The 19,868-nt window shown below is 35.4% G+C and carries 17 protein-coding genes; 11 read left to right on the top strand and 6 right to left on the bottom strand.

The genetic code is table 11. From position 1 onward, the window contains the following. Positions 1 to 181 precede the first annotated feature (181 nt). The 3 genes from aspS to ACO05K_RS16125 all read right to left on the bottom strand — a co-directional run bounded on the left by aspS (position 182) and on the right by ACO05K_RS16125 (position 2,935). Complete coding sequence (gene aspS / locus ACO05K_RS16135; RefSeq protein WP_421945459.1) at positions 182 to 1,927, bottom strand: aspartate--tRNA ligase; 1,746 nt, start codon at positions 1,925 to 1,927, stop codon at positions 182 to 184. A 131-nt stretch (positions 1,928 to 2,058) separates the two neighbouring features. Continuing rightward, the gene (locus ACO05K_RS16130) at positions 2,059 to 2,529 is read right to left on the bottom strand and encodes a DUF4265 domain-containing protein (RefSeq protein WP_421945458.1); all 471 of its coding nucleotides are present in this window, start codon (positions 2,527 to 2,529) and stop codon (positions 2,059 to 2,061) included. Position 2,530: 1 nt separating this feature from the next. Next, the gene (locus ACO05K_RS16125; protein WP_421945457.1) at positions 2,531 to 2,935 is read right to left on the bottom strand and encodes a hypothetical protein; all 405 of its coding nucleotides are present in this window, start codon (positions 2,933 to 2,935) and stop codon (positions 2,531 to 2,533) included. Between the two features lie 413 nt (positions 2,936 to 3,348). Between ACO05K_RS16125 and ACO05K_RS16120 the strand changes: the two genes are divergently transcribed. From ACO05K_RS16120 to ACO05K_RS16100, 5 genes are all read left to right on the top strand, one after another. Next, entirely contained in the window at positions 3,349 to 3,909 is a 561-nt protein-coding gene (locus ACO05K_RS16120; RefSeq protein ID WP_421945456.1) for an RNA polymerase sigma factor, read from the top strand. Next, complete coding sequence (locus ACO05K_RS16115) at positions 3,899 to 4,435, top strand: hypothetical protein (RefSeq protein ID WP_421945455.1); 537 nt, start codon at positions 3,899 to 3,901, stop codon at positions 4,433 to 4,435. The genes ACO05K_RS16120 and ACO05K_RS16115 overlap by 11 nt, the downstream gene beginning before the upstream one ends. A 121-nt stretch (positions 4,436 to 4,556) precedes the next feature. Next, positions 4,557 to 5,855, top strand: coding sequence for a hypothetical protein (locus ACO05K_RS16110; RefSeq protein ID WP_421945454.1), 1,299 nt, complete (start codon positions 4,557 to 4,559; stop codon positions 5,853 to 5,855). 167 nt (positions 5,856 to 6,022) lie between these two features. Further along, positions 6,023 to 6,805 (top strand): TerC family protein, encoded by a 783-nt coding sequence (locus ACO05K_RS16105; protein ID WP_421945453.1) that lies wholly within the window; start codon positions 6,023 to 6,025, stop codon positions 6,803 to 6,805. A gap of 94 nt (positions 6,806 to 6,899) precedes the next feature. Then, on the top strand, positions 6,900 to 7,532 hold the full coding sequence (locus tag ACO05K_RS16100) for a Pr6Pr family membrane protein (RefSeq protein ID WP_421945452.1): 633 nt from the start codon (positions 6,900 to 6,902) through the stop codon (positions 7,530 to 7,532). Here the strand turns inward: ACO05K_RS16100 and ACO05K_RS16095 are convergent. Further along, positions 7,529 to 8,419, bottom strand: coding sequence for a bestrophin family protein (locus tag ACO05K_RS16095; RefSeq protein ID WP_421945451.1), 891 nt, complete (start codon positions 8,417 to 8,419; stop codon positions 7,529 to 7,531). The genes ACO05K_RS16100 and ACO05K_RS16095 overlap by 4 nt on opposite strands. Before the next feature lie 132 nt (positions 8,420 to 8,551). On the opposite strand from ACO05K_RS16095, the gene ACO05K_RS16090 reads away from it, so the two are divergent. Together ACO05K_RS16090 and ACO05K_RS16085 are read left to right on the top strand one after the other, a co-directional pair. After that, positions 8,552 to 10,075 (top strand): MFS transporter, encoded by a 1,524-nt coding sequence (locus ACO05K_RS16090; RefSeq protein ID WP_421945450.1) that lies wholly within the window; start codon positions 8,552 to 8,554, stop codon positions 10,073 to 10,075. Between the two features lie 10 nt (positions 10,076 to 10,085). Beyond that, on the top strand, positions 10,086 to 10,334 hold the full coding sequence (locus ACO05K_RS16085; RefSeq protein ID WP_421945449.1) for a DUF6814 family protein: 249 nt from the start codon (positions 10,086 to 10,088) through the stop codon (positions 10,332 to 10,334). A 74-nt stretch (positions 10,335 to 10,408) separates the two neighbouring features. Here the strand turns inward: ACO05K_RS16085 and ACO05K_RS16080 are convergent, their stop codons facing one another. Together ACO05K_RS16080 and ACO05K_RS16075 are read right to left on the bottom strand one after the other, a co-directional pair. Next, positions 10,409 to 11,593 carry a class I SAM-dependent rRNA methyltransferase gene (locus ACO05K_RS16080; RefSeq protein ID WP_421945448.1) on the bottom strand — a complete coding sequence of 395 codons (1,185 nt, stop codon included), beginning with the start codon at positions 11,591 to 11,593 and terminating at the stop codon, positions 10,409 to 10,411. Between the two features lie 63 nt (positions 11,594 to 11,656). Further along, the gene (locus ACO05K_RS16075) at positions 11,657 to 12,691 is read right to left on the bottom strand and encodes a LacI family DNA-binding transcriptional regulator (protein WP_421945447.1); all 1,035 of its coding nucleotides are present in this window, start codon (positions 12,689 to 12,691) and stop codon (positions 11,657 to 11,659) included. Between the two features lie 259 nt (positions 12,692 to 12,950). On the opposite strand from ACO05K_RS16075, the gene ACO05K_RS16070 reads away from it, so the two are divergent. The 4 genes from ACO05K_RS16070 (at position 12,951) to ACO05K_RS16055 (ending at position 19,799) form a co-directional block, all read left to right on the top strand. Further along, positions 12,951 to 16,157, top strand: coding sequence for a SusC/RagA family TonB-linked outer membrane protein (locus tag ACO05K_RS16070; RefSeq protein WP_421945446.1), 3,207 nt, complete (start codon positions 12,951 to 12,953; stop codon positions 16,155 to 16,157). Between the two features lie 10 nt (positions 16,158 to 16,167). Next, positions 16,168 to 17,961, top strand: coding sequence for a RagB/SusD family nutrient uptake outer membrane protein (locus tag ACO05K_RS16065; protein WP_421945445.1), 1,794 nt, complete (start codon positions 16,168 to 16,170; stop codon positions 17,959 to 17,961). 91 nt (positions 17,962 to 18,052) lie between these two features. Then, positions 18,053 to 19,066, top strand: a complete 1,014-nt coding sequence (locus tag ACO05K_RS16060; protein WP_421945444.1) for a pectinesterase family protein — start codon at positions 18,053 to 18,055, stop codon at positions 19,064 to 19,066. Beyond that, positions 19,041 to 19,799, top strand: coding sequence for a rhamnogalacturonan acetylesterase (locus ACO05K_RS16055; protein ID WP_421945443.1), 759 nt, complete (start codon positions 19,041 to 19,043; stop codon positions 19,797 to 19,799). Before ACO05K_RS16060 ends, ACO05K_RS16055 begins: the two co-directional genes overlap by 26 nt. The last annotated feature ends 69 nt before the right edge of the window (positions 19,800 to 19,868 follow it).

Here is a 19,868-nt window from a genome sequence, read left to right as displayed (position 1 = left end):
TTCATTGGTATCACTTGTTCATTAGTGTCATTGGCTCAATAGTATTAGCTGTTCATCAGTTTATAAGATGAACCGATAAAAATAAAAAACCCGCTTAACAGTGTGCTAATCGGGTTTTTTATTGTCAAAATCCTTGTGCGATTAGCCCAATGAACTAATCAACAATGAACTATTAGGATATCTACAAATCAGTTTTGATTTTAAGTTCTTTCAATTGTTTTTCATCAATTGTACTCGGACTATCAATCATTACATCTCTTCCTGAGTTATTTTTAGGGAAAGCAATTACATCACGAATCGAATCCAAACCTGCAAAAATTGAGGTTAAGCGGTCGAAACCAAAAGCTATACCGCCATGAGGAGGTGCACCAAATTCGAAAGCATCCATTAAGAAACCAAATTGTTTTTGAGCTTCTTCTGCACTGAAACCTAAATGTTTAAACATTAAAGCCTGTAAAGCTCTATCGTGAATACGGATTGAGCCACCACCAACTTCTGTTCCGTTAATTACCATATCGTAAGCATTTGCCCTAACATTTTTAGGGTCGCTATCTAATAAAGCAATGTCTTCTGGTTTTGGAGAAGTAAATGGATGGTGCATAGCATGGTAACGTTCAGTTTCTTCATCCCATTCTAAAAGAGGAAAATCTAATACCCAAAGTGCCGAGAATTTATTTTTATCACGTAAGCCTAAACGGTTACCCATTTCTAAACGAAGTTCGTTTAGTTGTTTGCGAACTTTGTCTGTTGAGCCAGCTAAAACTAAAATTAAATCGCCTTTTTCTGTTGAGAATGCTTCACTCCATTGTTTTAAATCTTCTTCGTTAAAGAATTTATCTACTGATGATTTAATAGTGTCATCATCATTATGGCGAGCATAAATTAAACCAGTTGCACCAATTTGCGGGCGTTTGATAAAATCTGTTAACTCATCTAATTGCTTACGTGTATAACTTGCCGCACCTTTTGCATTAATACCAACAACTAATTCAGCATTATCAAAAACCGGGAAGCCTTTACCTTTTACTAAATCGTTCAGTTCTACAAATTGCATATCGAAACGTGTATCTGGCTTATCTGAGCCATATAAGCGCATCGCATCTGCATATTGCATACGCGGAACTTCAGGTAAATCGTAATTACGAACTTCTTTAAATAAAGTACGGATTAAGCCTTCGAAAGTATTTAAAATATCTTCCTGCTCGATGAAAGACATCTCACAATCAATTTGAGTAAACTCTGGTTGGCGGTCAGCTCTTAAATCTTCATCTCTGAAACATTTAACAATTTGAAAATACCTGTCGAAACCCGAAACCATTAACAATTGTTTAAAGGTTTGAGGAGATTGAGGCAAAGCATAAAATTCACCTTCGTTCATACGGCTTGGTACAACGAAATCTCTTGCACCTTCTGGTGTAGATTTAATTAAAACCGGAGTTTCTACCTCGATAAAATCTAGAGCATCTAAATAGCGACGCACCGATTGCGCCATTTTATGACGTAAAACCAGGTTATTACGAACCGGATTACGACGTAAATCCAAGTAACGGTATTTCATTCGCAATTCATCGCCACCATCAGTTTCATCATCGATTAAAAACGGAGGTAATTTTGCTGCATTAAGTATTTCTAATGCAGAAATTTTAATTTCTACATCACCGGTTGACATTTTTGGGTTTTTGTTACTACGCTCAACAACAGTTCCGGTAGCTTTAATTACAAACTCTCTGCCAAGCGTACGTGCAGCTTCGCAAAGAGTACGATTATCATCCATGTTAAAAACTAACTGTGTTATGCCATAACGATCGCGAATGTCTATAAAAGTCATACCGCCTAAATCTCTTGATTTTTGTACCCAACCACATAGAGTTACACTTTCGCCTAGGTTATTAAGGTTTAGTGCACCACAAGTTACTGTTCTTAACATATATTGTAATCTAAATTGAGCGGCAAAAATACCGATTTTGTTTTAAAGTTTTGAGGAAAATTATGTTGCTGTTTTGTTTGCCACGGAAGCACTGAAAACACGGAATTAGTGATGCAATTGTCTTTAAATAGTTAACATTGAATTCTATGTTGTTCAGATAAACAAGATTCAGCAAAATCAATTATGCTATCTGATTCAAGAATTAACAGTTTACTTTTGACAATTGAGTAATTTACTTCTTCAGGAACGTTAATAACAAAATAGCCTTCAGAAAGCTTCTCTGATTCACAGCCTAAATGGTTAAAAATTTCCCGAATATTATTTGTTTTAGTTGATTTGTTGGTGAGGACAACTTGTATCGTCGAATTATTTGATGCTTTAATTAGTTCTCTATAAGTAAGCATTTCTTGGTCATCGTCATATTCGGCGAAGATGATATCATCACAAGCAAATGAAGCGTAGAAAGGAATATTCTCAATTCTGAAATGGCCTTTGTCCAAGTCAACTATTTCTGTCCACATTGTTTCAACAGTCCATTTTTCTAATGCATCACTATAAAACTTAAAAAGCACCCTAACAAAGCCGTCGTTATTCTCATTCATCCTAATACTTTTCCTCTAAAGTAATTTCAATAGATATGGCTTTCCATTCATTGCCAAATTTCTTCCATTGGTAAATTTCTTCGGTTTGAGTTGTTTTCTTTTTAGTGAATATTAACATATTGCTTTGATGCACAACAGATTTTCTGGCAATTTTTTCGGTAAATATTTCATTATCGAATGATGATTTAATTCGATAATGCGAAGTGCTTAAAGATTTCAAACTTTTAAAATGCCTTTTAATTTCATCAGATAATTCGGTTTTTTTCAATATTGTTCCGTCGGCATTTTTATAATCAATGCTCTCATCAAGAAAATACGCGTATGCGCCAACGTCTTTCTGCTCTAATGCTAAATCAATTTCCCTGTGTATCGCATCTATTTCCGAAATAATTAAATCTGTTTCCATGGTATGAAGTTAATTCTTTGTTTCAGGGATTTCAAATTTATGATGAATTGAATAGGGCGTTTTGCAATTCCCCTCCTTTGGAGGGGTGCCTGCAAGGCGGGGTGGTTATTTTGTTGCAGAAATTAAGTTTACTAAACCCGATTATAGTGGAAATACTTTTTTTTTATGGATTTCCGAAATAGATTGCCACGTCGTGCCTTCTCGCAATGACGGAAATGGCGAGAATTGAGAGAGGTTAAAAAAAGATTGAAACGAAAAACGGGGCTGCAGTATCCTAAAAGCTACTGTAATTGCTTTTCTAAAATTTATAAACATTGCATCTTTACAAGCATAAAACGGTTTCTTTAATTTTTTTATACCTTGATGCAACGTTTTAAAATCTCATATGTCTTATAATCAGAATCATCAAAATTTTGGAGACTGTTTACATCGATAAAAACCTTGAATTAGTAAAAGAATGCATGCAGGGCAGCCGGGCAGCGCAGTTTGAATTGTATAAACTGTATGCCAAGGCAATGTATAATGTAGCCTTGCGGATTCTAAATTACGAAGAAGAAGCAGAAGATGTTTTGCAAGAATCGTTTTTAGATGCCTTTACCAGAATTGTTGATTTTAGGCAGGAAACAACTTTCGGCTTGTGGTTAAAGCAAATTGTAATTAACAAATCGATTAATTACTTGCGTAAACGCAAAATGGAATTTGTGAGTACAGATGAAATAAGTGAAGTGCCTGATGAAGTGAGTTTTGATGAGCATGAAACCGTACTGCAAGCAGAGGAGATTAGAAAAGCCATTACGCAATTGCCAGATGGTTACCGAGTGGTGTTGAGTTTATATTTGCTGGAAGGTTACGACCATGAAGAAATATCGCATATTTTAAAAATTAGTGAAAATACAAGTCGCACGCAATACATGAGGGCGAAAAAGAAATTGAAGAGTATTTTAGAAATGAAAGGGATGAGAGATGAACAATAGATTAGAAACATTTGTTAAGGATAACCGAAAGGCTTTTGATGTAATGGAACCATCGGCAGCACTTTGGGCAAAAATTGAGAAACAATTAGATGAACAGAAACCTGCAAAGATTGTAAAATCGAAAAGGTTGTATTTGTGGACGAGTACAGCAGCAGCAATTGTAGTTGTTTTCGGTTTAGTTTGGTTGTATAAAGGTAGAACTCAAAATCTGGATGTTGAAATTGCAGATGTAAATGCAGCGGCAGCAAAAAGAGAAATTCAGTTTACGAGTTTAATTACTGAAAAGAGAGATAGTTTAGCAATTTTCGCTTCTGCAAATCCGGATTTGTACAAAAAATTTACAGCCGATTTAAAGAAACTTGATGAAGATTACGAACGCTTAAAAGCAGAGTTGCCAACTACGCCAAACCAATTATTTGTGGTTAAGGCAATGGTTAAAAACCGCGAGCTTCAGTTAAATTTATTAAAACAACAACTTTTGATTATAAACCAGGTTGACGATTATAAAAGGGTTAACCAAATATAGGAATAGAGGTTAAAGCTTAAAGATCAAAGAAAAAAAAATTAAATAACAAAACATGCGCTCATAACATTAAAACTTAAGCCAGCCGGCAGGTTTAAGTAATGGTGTTTAAAAAACTAACAACATGAAAAAAGCAATACTTTTAGCCTTTGTGGCTGCAATCGCCGTAAAAACTTACGCTCAGCAAACTGTATCTATTACAACCGCTAACACTAATTATGCCGTTGTAAATACGAAAGTAACCACTAATACTTCATCGGTAGTAAATATTAATAGTAATGATATTCAGGAAAATGGTGGTGATAGTGAACGCTCTAAATCTTTTAGCAAGAGTTTTAGTGTAGATAATGGTGATAAGGTTAATCTGAACAACCAATATGGCTCAATGGTTATCAAAACCTGGGACAAAAAAGAAGTTAAGGTTGAAGTTGATATCAAGGCATACAGTACTTCTGACAGCGATGCTCAAAAATTAATTGATGAGGTTACTATTGATGCAAACAAAAGTGGCGATCAAGTTTCTTTTAAAACTAATGTTGGCGATAGAAGCGGGCGTTATGGTAGAAACGTAAAAAACGGTGTGACTACTTGGAGAAGAGAGGTTAAAGTTAATTATACAGTTTACATGCCATCTGTAAATGCGCTAACGGTTCTACAACAATATGGAAATGTAGATTTAGTTGATTTTTCTGGGCCAACGTCTTTAAAAGTGCAATACGGAAATTTAACTGCCGGAAACTTATCTAACAGTAATAATTACGTTAATGTTCAATACGGTAAGGCAACTATAGAAGAATTAAATACTGCAATTGTAAAACATCAGTATGGTGGTGGTGTAAGCATTGGAGCTGTTAATACGATTGATTTAGATGCACAATACGTTGGGGTTAACATTAACACAATCCGTAAATCGGCAGATTTGAAAGTACAATATGGTTCTGGCTTAACAGTTGGTAATATTGGCGGAAATTTATTGCTGAATGCAGAATATGCAAAAGTTAATATCAATAATGTAAAAGGAAATACCGTAATTAAACAAGGTTATGGCAGCTTGACATTGGCAAGCGTAGGTAAACTATCTTTAAGAAGTGAATATACCAGCGTTTCTTTGGGTACTTTAAATGGCGATGCTAACATCACTATGAGTTACAATAAACTAAATATTGCCGAAATTACACCTGCTTGCAAAACCTTAACTTTTGATGGTGAATATGTAGGTGTTGGTGTTGGTTTTGATGATAGATATGCTGCGAATTTTAACGTAACAACAACTTACGCAGGTTTTAAATATGGTTCTAATGTATCGGCAAGTAAAACCAGCGGAGATTATGACCAAACAAAAAGATATACAGGAAAAGTTGGAAATGGTGGCAATGCCAACATTTCAATTAAATCTGAATATGGCTCTGTAGTTTTTAAATAAGATAATTTCTAGGAAAAGGTCTTGTCTCTTAATCGGGGCAAGACTTTTTTTGTTTAGAGAATTTTATATAACAGCTTCATAAAGAAAAACCAAACTAAATCCATCAATTAGAGTTGTTAAAATCAAATTGCTTTTTTCATATCTTCGCTCTATCAGATAAACAAACTATGGATTTTTTAAGTACGCCCGAAGCGTGGATTTCATTATTAACTTTAACTGTTCTTGAAATTGTTTTAGGGATAGATAATATCGTTTTCATTTCTATTTTATCAGGTAAACTGCCTGCTAATCAACAGAAAAAAGCCAGACAGCTTGGTTTAGGTTTAGCCATGATTACCCGGGTATTATTGCTTCTATCTTTAAGCTGGATAATGACTTTAACATCTCCATTATTTAATATTGGAAGTTGGATTGGTATTACAGATGGGGAATGGTTCGAAAAGTTGGCAATTTCTGGTAGGGATTTGATTTTGATTATCGGAGGTTTGTTTTTGATTTACAAAAGCACACACGAAATTCACAATAAATTAGAGGGCGAAGAAGATGAAGAAGGCAATGCTAAAAAGCATTCTTTTTGGGCTACGATTGTTCAAATTTTAATATTGGATATTGTGTTTTCGCTTGATTCTGTAATTACCGCAGTTGGTATGGCAGAACACATAGAAATTATGATTGCTGCAGTTGTTATTGCTGTTATTATTATGATGTTCTCAGCAGGCGCAATTAGCACTTTTGTAAACGACCATCCAACGGTTAAAATGCTTGCATTATCATTTTTATTATTAATCGGGGTTTCTTTATTAGCAGAAGGTTTGGATCAACACATCCCGAAAGGATACGTTTATTTTGCAATGGCATTTTCTGTTTTGGTTGAGATGCTGAATCTAAAAATGAAAAAAAATACTGGCAGTAAAAAGCCGGTTAAACTTAGAAATATACCTAAGAAATAATCTGTTGCCATCAGCAAAAAAAAATGCTTACCTTGTTTTAGGGTAAGCATTTTTTTTGGCCCGACATTGATAAATCATTCTCTCTCTATTAGTTATGAAGTCACATTCTTTTGCAAGATTTTACGCAGTAATTTCTGTATTAATCATTTGGTTTGCGCTCGGCTTGCAGTTTAAGTTAAGTTTAGGTCTTGAAGATGGCGATGTTGTATCGACCATTAAAATCTATCTATCTTACTTTACTGTTCTTACCAATATTTTATGTGCAGTTTGCCTAACGGCAATTTTGCTATTTCAAAATGCTGCTGTAGGCAGGTTTTTCTCAAAATCTTCAACCATAACGGCAATAACCATTTATATATTAGTTGTTGGTATAATTTATAATTTATCGCTCCGCGGATTAGTAGAATTGAATGGTTGGCATGCAGCAGCAAACGAACTTTTGCATGTGGTTAGTCCGTTGTTGTTTTTAGGTTTATGGCTATTTTTTGTAGATAAGGCTCACCTAAATTACAGACAGGCGTTTGGTTGGCTTATTTATCCTTTGTGCTACGTAATACTGACGATTATTAGAGGCGCAATTATTAACGAATACCCTTATCCTTTTATTAATGTTGTGAAATTAGGTTATCCTAAAGCAATCTTGAATACGGTAATTATAATGCTTATTTTTTGGCTCTTATCCTTGCTTTTTATCTTTATTGGTAAACGCCTGGAAAGCAAAAATTAAAGGATATATTCATCGTTAATCGGTTTTACCGGCTCCGGGATTTCTTCTTCCTCAAGCATTTGCAGTAAATTAATTTCAATTGTTCTAGTAATAGAGTTAAGTGGAACACCAGCCGAATTGTTTTCGAAAGGGTTAACCAAGCTCATACCATTAATTTGGGTTGATACAAATACAAAACCAATTAACCAACCTAAAAAGATAGAATACACACCAGCCGATTGGCTGATTACTAAAGTAAATGTTACTACAAAAAGCCAGATAAACACCTTTGTTAAATAGCTGTAGGTAGTTGGAAATATGGTGTTTTTGATACGCTCGCTCATTCCCATCGAATCAGAAAACCTGACAAGCATCTCGTTAATTTCTATAAACCTAAAACCATCAATGGTATTCGATTTTGAAAGTTTTTGTAAATCTCTCGATTGAATATTTAGTAAAGCATTGTGTGTATTTTTATGCTTCGCGATTTCAGCGAGATCTGCTTCATCAAGATATTTAATGTAGATTTCGTCAACCGTATCTCTCAAACTTGCTTTTAATGCATAAAGGAAAGCAATATGTCTGTAAACCATTCGCTTCACTATAACTTTATCGTCTTCTGCATAGTTTATTACGTTTCTTGCAAACGAACGGGAGTCGTTAACTAATGCGCCCCAAATTTTTCTGGCTTCCCACCATCTGTCATATGCCTGGTTATTATTAAAACCGATAAAAAATGCAATCGCCGTACCTAAAACAGTTGGTATTATAGATGGGATTTCGAAATGATGTGCAATTAAATACTCGCGAACCAGATATGCTACGGTGCAGGATGCAATCATAATCAAATCAACCTGCCATGTATTTCTTAATATTCTACTTAATCTAATGTTCTGTATTAAAAGCATAAATTTTATTTTCCGTATGAAAATACAAAAGTAAAGCTGAAATGTTTTATTTGTAACAATTTAAATCAACCAATAAGGTATTTATTGTTTTGAAGTGCAAATGTTTATCTTAGAAAACCAAATACCTTTTTTATGAGTGAAGTACTTCCAAAGAATAATATTTTTAAAGTTATTGGTGCCTCATCATTGGGCACATTAATCGAGTGGTACGACTTTTATATTTTTGGTAGCCTGGCGGTAATTATTGGTCACCAACTTTTTCCTGAAGATGCTGGTGCTTCTGCGCTAATCAATACACTTGCAATTTTTGCTGCGGGTTTTATTGTTCGTCCTTTTGGAGCTTTGGTATTTGGCCGATTAGGTGATTTAATTGGCCGGAAATATACTTTTCTATTAACGTTAGTGTTAATGGGTGGTTCTACTTTTCTAATCGGATTAATTCCATCTTACAAAACCATCGGTTATGCCGCACCTATTTTAGTTTTAATATTGCGCTTAATTCAAGGTTTGGCTTTGGGTGGAGAATACGGGGGTGCAGCAACCTATGTTGCAGAACATGCGCCAAAAAACAAACGCGGTTTTTTTACAAGTTGGATTCAAACTACCGCAACCTTAGGTTTATTTCTTTCGCTTGGCGTAATTGTAATTACTAAAAACATTCTAGGTGCCGAACTATTTGGCGATTGGGGCTGGCGAATTCCTTTTTTACTCTCTATCCTTTTAGTTGTTGTTTCAATTTACATCAGGTTGAAAATGCACGAATCGCCGATGTTTTCTAAACTTAAATCGGAAGGAAAGGTTTCTAAAAATCCTTTAAAAGAAAGCTTTAACAATAAAGCAAATTTTAAAATGGTTTTGCTTGCTTTGTTTGGCGCAACCATGGGGCAAGGTGTTATTTGGTATACCGGACAATTTTATGCCCAATCTTTCTTGGAGAATACCTGCAAACTCGATTTTAATGATTCGAGGTATATTTTACTTTGGGGAATAGCTTTTGCAACACCATTCTTTGTAGTATTTGGTGCCTGGAGTGATAAAGTTGGGCGAAAATGGATTATGCTAAGCGGAATGTTGCTTGGTATTATCTTTTACAGACCGATTTATAAAATTTTCCTTAACGATACTAACCCTGATAATTATGGCGATGTTAAAACTTTTTCTGCGCTTCAAGGTTCTCCAAAAGTTATTCCATTAATTAATACCAATGATAGTTTAAGGACAGTTGAAACTAAAGTTACTCTAACGAATGGCTTTGGGTACACTAGCATTCATACAGATACTTTAACAAATAATGGTGGTATTTTGCCGGCTGCTGATGTTCTCAAGGATAAAGTTTTACCAACCCCGATATTCTGGAAATTTGTAGGTTTAATTTTCTTCCAGATATTGTTAGTAACTATGGTTTACGGGCCAATTGCTGCGTTTTTGGTTGAGCTTTTCCCAACTAAAATACGTTATACTTCAATGTCGCTCCCGTATCATATTGGCAATGGCGTATTTGGAGGTCTGGTTCCTTTTATAGCAACATTAATAGCAAGTTTTGCAGGTTCAACACCACTTTCTGGCTTATGGTATCCTATCGGGATTGCAACTTTAAGTTTGATAATCGGGACTATTTATTTATCAAACAAGGCAGATGAGAGTATTAACGATTAAATAGAAATTTATGAATACGGTAAAGAAATTCTTAGGCTTAGCTTGGATGGTTTTAGGGCCAATTGCAATGGTTTTTCTATTTATTCAAGCTGTTGATAAAGTTGGTTTGGCACATTCAGATATCGAACGGACAAATACCATTTTGCAATGGGGAATTATACTTTTTATCTTCTTCCCGATTAGCCTTGGACTGATGATTTTTGGTTTTTATGCCTGGAAAGGTGAGTATGAAACAGTTGAAAGTTCAGAGAAGATTTAAAGATTTGGTTTGCCACGGAAACACGGATTAACATGGAATTTTTTTGTGTATTCTGTATTTCCGTGGTATTTTTTTTACAAAACCCTTAGCAGTAAACCTTTTAAATACTCCCCTTCAGAAAATGAAATCCTAACCGGATGATCTTCAGGTTGGCAGAATTGTTTGATAATCTGAACTTCTTTTCCGGCATCAAGCGCCGACCAAGCAATAATTTGTTTGAAAGTTTCAATATCAACTGCGCCAGAGCAAGAAAAAGTTGCCAATAAACCACCTTTTTCCAACAACAACATACCTAAACGATTTAAATCTTTGTATGCTCTTGCAGCTCTATCCATTGCAGAACGAGATGGCGCATATTTTGGTGGATCTAGAACAATTACATCAAACAGTTCTCCACTTTCTTTAAAAGCTCTTAGTTGCTTGTTTACATCAGATTGAATTGCGGTAACCTTGTCTACATCGAACTTGTTTAAAGTTAAGTTTTGTTTTAAGGTTTCGATAGCCAATGCAGAGCTATCAACGCTTGTTACGCTTTTAGCATTTTTTGCCAGACTATTTAATGTGAAACCGCCACTATAACTAAAGCAATCTAATACTTTTTTACCATCAGTGTAACTTGCTAAAATACTTCTGTTATCTCGCTGGTCACAATAGAAGCCAGATTTTTGCCCTTCGGCGATGTTAATATGGTAAGAAATTCCATTCTCTTTTACTTCTAAAAATTCTGGTGGATTTTCTCCCCAAAGCAAACCGTTTTCAATTGGTAAACCTTCGTGCCCGCGAGCGGTTGCATCACTTTTATCGAAAATTCCCTTTGGGTTAAGTTCTGATTTTAAAATTTCAACAATATCACCTTTTACGGTTTCAATGCCCGAACTCAAAATCTGTAAAGAAAGAAAATCGGCGTATTTATCTACAATAAGTCCGGGTAAAAAATCGGCTTCACTGAATACTAAACGGCAAGTATTGGTTTGTTCATTTAAAATAAACTGGCGTGATGCTATGGCTTGTTTCAATCGGTTTTGATACCAATTTTTATCTATGGTTTGATTCTCATCCCATTCTAAAAGTCGAACAGCTACTCGAGAATTGCTGTTGTAATAACCATATCCTAGAAATTCATTATCAAAAGCAAAAACTTTAACAACTTCTCCATTTTCAGGCTTGCCTTTTACTTTTTCTAACGCACCAGAAAATATCCATGGGTGTCTTTGAATAGCCGCTTTCTCTTTGCCTCTTTTTAAAATGATTTCTACCATTTGGCAAAGGTAAGTAAAAGAGATTTAGGCTTTAAATATTTATTGGTTTTGTAGCTTGATGATTTACAAGAAAGGATTACCTACATTTTTCTGCATTCTAACCAATTCGGTATCCAATACTTTGGTTTCAAATTCAGTAACGGGTCTTTTAGCTTCAATCATCGAAATTAACAATTCGGTAGCAACCTGGCCCATTTCAAAAGCGGGTTGTTTTACTGAAGTTAGCGATGGACTAAATAAATCAACCAAATTGGAGTTGGTGAAGCCTGCTATGGCAATTTTATGGGCAATTTCAGGACTGCTTTTCTTTAAAGCCATAATACAGCCTGTGGTTAATCTATCGCTTGAGATGAAAATTCCATCAGGTTTAAAAGGCAGAAGTTCTTTTACTGCATCTTCTAACTCAGCACTGTGCATCCCACCATGTTGACAATATTTTACCAAATCAGGATTAAAATTAATGTGATATTTAGCAAGTGCAGCTTTATAACCGGCCAATCTTTCCTTAGTAATAGAAAGCGTTTCTGAATTGGTAAGATGTGCTATCGTTCGTTTTCCCGATAAAATTAAATGTTCGGTTGCATCAAAAGCACCTTTAAAATTATTGGCAATTACCTTATGTGTTTCGAAATTATCAGGTACTCTATCAAAAAAAACAATTGGCAAGCCTTTTTGGTATAAGTCCTTTAGGTAACTTACATCTTGTGTTTCTGATGAGAGAGCGATAAGTAAACCATCAATAGAACGTGACGCAAGGTGTTCAACATTCAGTTTTTCCTGCTTAAAAGATTCGTGACTTTGAGCTATGATAACATGATAATCTCTCGCATAAGCGATTGATTCCATACCGTTTATCACCTGAGAGAAAAAATTGTTTGCAATTTCGCTTACAATAATTCCGATGGAATAACTTCTTCTTTCTTTTAAACTTCTGGCTATAGGGTTTGCCCGATAATTTACTTTTTCAGCATAAGCTAAAACAACTTTTTTGGTTTCTTCACTAATCTCATAGCGGTCTCTCAAAGCTCTTGAAACTGTAGAAGTAGAAAGTCCTAAAGCTTTGGCAATATCTTTTATAGTGGAAGTTTCAAATCTCATCTTTTGTACTTGCACACAAGTTACAAAAAATATCTCTTTTAGGCTTTTTAAGGAGATTTTTAATAAACGTCAAAAGTACGTTTTTGGGAACGTTTGCACACTTTTTTAGTTAAATCTGATTTCAAGCCGTTTTTAGTTTGTAAAATTGTTACACCATAAAACCAAATATTAGTACAGAATATTTCAGTAACTAGAAATAATATTCTACACGCAAGCAATTGCACAATCAATAAAACCAAATATCAAACAACCAACAGTTATGAGCAGAATTTTACTCTTTTTTAGTGTATTTGCTTTTTACTTCAGCACTGCGCTAGGGCAAACCAAAACGGTTTCTGGCACGGTATCAGAAGAAGGAGGTGAAACCATTCCAGGTGTGAGCGTTTTAATAAAAGGAACTAAGACTGGTACACAAACCGATAACAACGGAAAATTCACAATTTCAGTAAATCAAGGTGCTGTATTGGTGTTTAACTACATCGGTTACAAAAGCAAAGAAATCACCATCGGCAGCCAAAATAATTTAAAAGTTAGTCTTGAATCAAATTCTACAGAGTTAGATGAAGTTGTGGCAATTGGTTATGCTACCGTAAATCGTAGAGATTTAACTGGTTCAGTTTCATCAGTTGGAGCCAAACAATTAAAGGATATTCCGAATAACTCACTTGCTGAGTCAATTGCTGGTCGTTTAGCGGGTGTTCAGATAACAGTTTCTGAAGGTACACCAAATGCAAGCGCTCAAATTAGAATTCGTGGTGGTGGTTCGATTACTCAAGATAATACGCCGCTTTATGTAGTTGATGGTATTCAGGTAGAAAATGCATTATCTGTTTTATCTCCGCAGGATATTGAAAGTATCGATGTTTTAAAAGATGCGTCAGCAACTGCTATTTACGGTTCTCGTGGTGCAAATGGGGTTGTTTTAATTACAACAAAGGGCGGTAAAGAGATGAAAACCACAATAACTTACAATGGTTTGGCGGGTATCAGACAGCTTGCAAACAAGCTTGATGTAATGAATCCTTACGATTTTGTCAAATATCAATATGAAGCAAGTCGAGGTAATGCAACGAGTGAAAGTTTGTACGCAGGTTACTACGGAACTTTTGCCGATTTAGAAAATTATAAAAGCACGCCATTTGTAGATTGGCAGGAAGAATTGTTTGGTAGAAATGCTTTAATGCAAACGCATAATGTAAGCGTTACGGGTGGCGATGCAAAATCTACTTTTAATTTAAGTGTAACATCAAATACCGAAGATGGCGTTATGCTTGCTTCAGACTTCGACAGAAAATTAATCAACTTTAAATTCGACCATAAATTTAACAACAAGCTAAAAGTTGGCTTTAATGTTAGATACAATAACACGGTTGTGAATGGTGCAGGTACAAGTAACGAAGGTTCATCATCGCTTAACAGATTGCGCCAGGCTGTAAAATACAGACCATTGCTGGTTAAGGGTCAGGATATTTATGCTTATGACCCTGATTATGCCAGCGAAACGAATGGAAATAGCCTTTCTTTAGTAAATCCGTTATTGCTAAACGATGCGGAGTATAAAAAAGTACTTACCAATGTTACCAACTTCAATGGCTACTTTAACTATACAATTTATAAAGGTTTATCTTTCAAAAGTACCTTAGGTGTAGATTTTAGTAATAACAGAACCAACATTTTTAATGATATTATTACAAATGAATCAAGACTTGTAGGTTCTTCACAGCCTATTGCTTCTATCGGTACATCGAACAGACAAACAATTAATAACTCGAACGTAATTTCATACACAAACTCAGGTTCAAAATCGGAATTTAGCAAACACCACAGCATTGATGCATTAGTTGGGCAAGAGCTTTATCAGGATAAAGTTCAGGCTTACTTTACCGAAAACAGATTATTTCCTATCGGGATAACTGCCGAACGTGCTTTATCAAACATGGCTTTAGGAACAACACCTGCTGGTGCAGCAACTTCTAGCGATTTAACGGCAAGATTATTTTCTGTTTTTACAAGACTTAATTACTCATTTGATAAGAAATACCTATTAACATTGAGTATGAGAGCCGATGGTTCTTCGAAATTTGCTGAAGGAAATAAATGGGGCTATTTCCCATCAGGTTCATTAGCCTGGAGAATTTCTGATGAGAAATTTATGGATGGAATCAAATCTGCAATCAAAATGAATGATTTGAAATTGAGAGTGAGTTATGGCGAAGCCGGTAATAATCGTATTGCCGATTTCCTGTACACCACTCAATTCAGGCCAACAGCTTTTTACGATATCAATAACACATTGGTAACTGCATTAGTTGCACCAGAACTTGCAAATCCAAATTTAAAATGGGAAACAACCATCTCTAGAAATATTGGTTTAGATGCAGGTTTTTTAAATAACAGATTACAATTCTCTCTTGATGTTTACAGCAACAAAACCAAAGGCCTTTTAGTTAACAATCCATTCCCATCAACAAGTGGATACGCATTTCAACTTCAAAACATTGGTTCTACAAGTAACAAAGGGATAGAATTTCAAATAAATGGAACACCGGTACAAACAAAGAATTTCTCTTGGTCTACCAATTTCAACATATCATTTAATAAAAACAAAGTTGAAAGCCTGGGCGAATACCAAAAATCATTCCTAATAAATTCTGGATGGGCAGGTACAAACGTTCCGGCAGATTATCAGGTTGCAGTTGGACAAGCAGTTGGTAAAATGTACGGTTTAGTAAATGATGGTTTTTACAAAATAGAAGACTTTAACTATGCAAATGGAGTTTATACCTTGAAACCGGGCGTTCCGAACAATTCGAGTGTAACATCATTAACGCCGAAACCAGGTGTTATCAAATTTAAAGATTTGAATGGCGATGGAGTTGTTGATATTACAAACGACAGAACCATTATTGGTGATGCGAATCCAAAATTCACAGGCGGTTTCAATCAATCGTTTACTTACAAAAACTGGGATTTGAATGTATTCTTGAATTTCCAGGTTGGTAATGATATTTTAAATGCAAATAAACTTGAGTTTACAAGTGGCTATACGGCTAACGGTAACCTTTTAGCAACAATGAATGGCAGATGGAGAAACGTTAACGACCAAGGTGTTGTTGTTACCGACCCGACAGAATTAGCGGCACTTAATGCAAACGCAACACTTTGGAGCCCATTAACAAGCAATAGTTCTTTCTTCGTAAATTCTTATGCTGTAGAGGATGGTTCTTTCTTAAGAATTAATAACATCACTTTAGGTTATACCATGCCAAGTGATTTATTAAAGAAAATCAAAATAAACAGAATGCGTTTTTATGCAACGGTTAACAACCTTGCGGTAATTACAAACTATTCTGGTTATGACCCTGAAGTAAATACCCGTCGTTCAAATGGAACAACTCCAGGTGTAGATTATTCGGCATATCCCCGTAGCAGAGCATTTATTTTTGGTATAAACTTTACGCTTTAAACTGAGCAAAATGAAAACTAACTTAAAATTAATTATAGGTGGACTTTTTATCACCACAACACTTTTTACGGTTTCTTCTTGTAAAAAATTCTTAGAGGTAGAGCCTATCTCATCCTTTGGAAACGATTATGTTTTTAGCAATGTTACCAATGCACAAAAAGCTGTGCTTGGGGCGTATGCTGCACTTGGAGGAGACCAGGGTTATGGTATTCGTTTGAGTATGTATTATCCTTACGATAACGATGAAATGATGGGGCAGGGTGGTACACCTTATCCAGATAATGAGCGTAGAGATATTGCACACTTTAACGTTCAGCCAGCAAACACACAACTTGCAGGGCCATTTAACCAATTGTACACAGGTATCGAACGTGCAAATATTTGTATAGATAACATCCCGAAAATGGATGCTTATACAAATGGTAGTGCAGCAGATCAAAAAGAATTAAAGCGACTTTACGGTGAAGCATTAACTTTAAGAGCACAGTTTTATTTTGAAGTGGTTAGAAACTGGGGCGATGTTCCGGCTCAATTTACATCATCTATTAATGTTTCAGACCCGTACAACGGCAGAACAGATAGAGATACAATTTATAATCGCATTATTCGCGATCTTGCTGTTGCTGCACCGTTGGTGCCGTGGCGTACAGAATCTTCAGTTACGAGTGATAGAATAAGTCAGGGTGCAATTAGAGCTTTACGTGCAAGATATGCACTTTTTAGAGGTGGTTATGCGCTACGTAGCGATAGAACAATGAAGCGTAATGCCGATTATAAAACATTCTATCAGATTGCGAAAGATGAGTGTGCAATTATTATGGCCAGAGCCGATCATAAATTAAATTCAAGCTTTCAATCTGTTTTTAAGGATGGACTTAATGCGCATAGATTTGAACCAAACGGAGAAATTTTGTGGGAAGTTGGTATGACTGGTGGAAGTTCTGGCGTTGGTGATAGTAAATTAGGATATTATAATGGTCCTCGCCAATTTACAGTTGCAACACCTGGTACTACAGCTTTGGGAAATGCGGCATTAACCATTTTACCAACTTATTTTTATGCTTTTGATGCAAACGATAGACGTAGAGATGTTACTTGTGCACCTTACGATAATAACCTGGAATTAACTTTGCGTCCACGTTCTATGGTAACCATGCTTGATGGTAAATTTAGAAGAGATTGGCAAACACCATCTGTTTTAACAAGTGCATCGCAATATTTCGGTGTTAACTGGCCAATTATCCGTTTCTCCGACGTTTTGTTAATGTTTGCTGAAGTAGATAATGAACTAAGTGCAGGTCCAACTGCTGCAGCTAAAGCTGCATACGAACAGGTAAGAGTACGTGGTTTTGGCGGTACGGCTTCACTAATTGGAACTACACCTTCAGATTATGCAGGTTTCTTCAATGCTATCGTTAGAGAACGTCAGTTTGAATTTGGTGGAGAAGGTATTCGTAAATATGATTTAATCAGATGGAATATGCTGGCTTCAAAAATTGCTGAAACTAAGGCTAATTTAGCTTTAATGGCTACAAGGTCTGCACCTTATGCTAATTTGCCTGCTACAATGTATTACACGCCAAATCAAGCAACTGTTGTATGGCTTAATTCCTTCTATTCGCCATCTCCAACAGCTCCAGCTGGTTCTGCAAATGTTGCCTGGGTTAATCCAGCGACTATTAACAGTACTTTGTTAGCATATTATGCCGTTGCATTTACCGCAAATAAAAGTGAATTGTTACCATTGCCACAATCGGTTATAGATGCCAATCCAAAATTGGGTGGTCAGTTATATGGCTATTAATTATTAACAAACAATTAATCTGGAAAAAAGGGCTATTTTTATTAGCCCTTTTTCTTTGAAACGAAATTTTAAAAAAGGCCAATTTTTGATAATGGAATTTATTCGAATTAGATTTTTACTATTTTTTCTTTCACTATTTGTAGTCAATAATTTATGCGGACAAAATAAAACTTACCCTTCAAAAATTATTGTAGATGTAAACGGAAATGGCAATTATAAAACCATCCAGGAGGCTGTAAATTCTATTAGAGATTTGGGCGAACAAGAAGTTGAAATTTTTGTTAAAAACGGAATCTATAACGAGAAACTTATCATCCCATCATGGAAAACTAAAATTCTACTAGTAGGAGAGAGTAAAGAAAAAACAATCATCACCAATAATGATTATTCGGGTAAAGTTATCCCAGCTGGTAAAGATGAATTTGGAAATGCAAAGTTTTCTACATTCACATCTTACACGGTGCAGGTGTTGGCTAATGATGTAACCTTTCAAAATTTAACAATTGCAAACACAGCCGGAAGAGTTGGACAAGCTGTAGCCTTACATGTTGAAGGCGATAGATTTTCTGCCATAAATTGTAGTTTTTTGGGTAATCAGGATACGCTTTATTTAGCCACAGATAATAGCAGACAATATTATTTTAATTGTTATGTAGAAGGTACAACCGATTTTATTTTCGGCTCGGCCACGGTGGTTTTTGATAGATGTACAATTAAAAATTTGACAAATTCATTTATAACTGCTGCTTCAACACTAAAAGTTCAACAATTTGGCTTTGTGTTTTTACACTGTAAGTTAATTGCTGAAGCAGATGTTACCAAGGCTTATCTTGGCAGACCATGGCGTCCGAATGCAAAAACTGTTTTTCTTTATTGTGAGTTAGGTAAACATATCAATGTCGATGGATGGAATCCATGGAAAGGTGATGCTATGTTTCCTGAAAAGGAAAAAACAACTTTTTATGCAGAGTTTGAAAATACAGGCGAAGGCTCCGCAACCAACCAGAGAGTTAATTGGTCGAAACAATTAAGTAAAAAAGAAGCTAAAAAATATACTGTTCAAAATATTTTAAAGGGAAATGATGGCTGGAATCCTGAAAAGTAATACAAGGAAAATTTTAATTTATGGTTTGGTTGGTTTACTGGCGATGATGTCTTTTTCGTTTCAGAAGAAGACAACAATTTATATAATCGGCGATTCTACTGCCGCGAATAAAAAGCCTCAAGCGTATCCTGAAATTGGATGGGGAATGGAACTTCAGTCTTTTTTTAAAAATTCGGTTGTAGTTGATAACAGAGCTTTAAATGGTAGAAGTACTAAATCTTTTTTAAACGAAAATCAATGGAAACCCATAACCGAAAAACTTCAGCCAGGTGATTATGTGTTTATTGAATTTGGCCATAATGATGAGAAGATAGACCGACCAGCTATTGGAACATCATTAACTGAGTTTAAAGCAAATCTGGTTAAATATGTATTAGAAACACGAGATAAACAAGCTATTCCGGTTTTGCTAACGCCAATTTCGCGGCGAAGTTTTAAGGATGGAAAACTGGTTGATACGCATGGTGGCTATCCTAATGCAACCAGGCAAGTGGCAGATTCTTTAAAAGTGCCATTAATCGATATGCTTTTCAAAACTGAAAATTTATTAAACCAACTCGGAGATAAATCTTCAATTAAACTTTTTAACTACGTTGATTCTGGTCATGTTAATTATCCGACAGGAAAGAAAGATGATACACATTTAAGCCCGGATGGTGCTAAAACAATTGCAGGTCTAGTTGTAGAAGGTGTTAAAGAATTAATGCTAAGCTTGGCGAAGAAGTTGAAATAAACAGTAAAGCCACAGATTAACAGATTCTATTCTAAAATCTGTCAATCTGTGGCTTATCTTTAATTTATC

This window comes from Pedobacter sp., from assembly GCF_965227205.1.
In the GTDB taxonomy this organism is placed as follows: Bacteria; Bacteroidota; Bacteroidia; order Sphingobacteriales; family Sphingobacteriaceae; genus Pedobacter.
This window is presented reverse-complemented; position numbering and strand designations above follow the sequence as displayed.

Excerpts from the sequence above, each read along its gene's own strand:
- aspS (WP_421945459.1), bottom strand. The coding sequence starts at position 1,927 with ATGTTAAGAACAGTAACTTGTGGTGCACTAAACCTTAATAACCTAGGC.
- ACO05K_RS16130 (WP_421945458.1), bottom strand. The coding sequence starts at position 2,529 with ATGAATGAGAATAACGACGGCTTTGTTAGGGTGCTTTTTAAGTTTTAT.
- ACO05K_RS16125 (WP_421945457.1), bottom strand. The coding sequence starts at position 2,935 with ATGGAAACAGATTTAATTATTTCGGAAATAGATGCGATACACAGGGAA.
- ACO05K_RS16115 (WP_421945455.1), top strand. The coding sequence starts at position 3,899 with ATGAACAATAGATTAGAAACATTTGTTAAGGATAACCGAAAGGCTTTT.
- ACO05K_RS16110 (WP_421945454.1), top strand. The coding sequence starts at position 4,557 with ATGAAAAAAGCAATACTTTTAGCCTTTGTGGCTGCAATCGCCGTAAAA.
- ACO05K_RS16105 (WP_421945453.1), top strand. The coding sequence starts at position 6,023 with ATGGATTTTTTAAGTACGCCCGAAGCGTGGATTTCATTATTAACTTTA.
- ACO05K_RS16100 (WP_421945452.1), top strand. The coding sequence starts at position 6,900 with ATGAAGTCACATTCTTTTGCAAGATTTTACGCAGTAATTTCTGTATTA.
- ACO05K_RS16095 (WP_421945451.1), bottom strand. The coding sequence starts at position 8,419 with ATGCTTTTAATACAGAACATTAGATTAAGTAGAATATTAAGAAATACA.
- ACO05K_RS16090 (WP_421945450.1), top strand. The coding sequence starts at position 8,552 with ATGAGTGAAGTACTTCCAAAGAATAATATTTTTAAAGTTATTGGTGCC.
- ACO05K_RS16085 (WP_421945449.1), top strand. The coding sequence starts at position 10,086 with ATGAATACGGTAAAGAAATTCTTAGGCTTAGCTTGGATGGTTTTAGGG.
- ACO05K_RS16080 (WP_421945448.1), bottom strand. The coding sequence starts at position 11,593 with ATGGTAGAAATCATTTTAAAAAGAGGCAAAGAGAAAGCGGCTATTCAA.
- ACO05K_RS16075 (WP_421945447.1), bottom strand. The coding sequence starts at position 12,691 with ATGAGATTTGAAACTTCCACTATAAAAGATATTGCCAAAGCTTTAGGA.
- ACO05K_RS16070 (WP_421945446.1), top strand. The coding sequence starts at position 12,951 with ATGAGCAGAATTTTACTCTTTTTTAGTGTATTTGCTTTTTACTTCAGC.
- ACO05K_RS16065 (WP_421945445.1), top strand. The coding sequence starts at position 16,168 with ATGAAAACTAACTTAAAATTAATTATAGGTGGACTTTTTATCACCACA.
- ACO05K_RS16060 (WP_421945444.1), top strand. The coding sequence starts at position 18,053 with ATGGAATTTATTCGAATTAGATTTTTACTATTTTTTCTTTCACTATTT.
- ACO05K_RS16055 (WP_421945443.1), top strand. The coding sequence starts at position 19,041 with ATGATGGCTGGAATCCTGAAAAGTAATACAAGGAAAATTTTAATTTAT.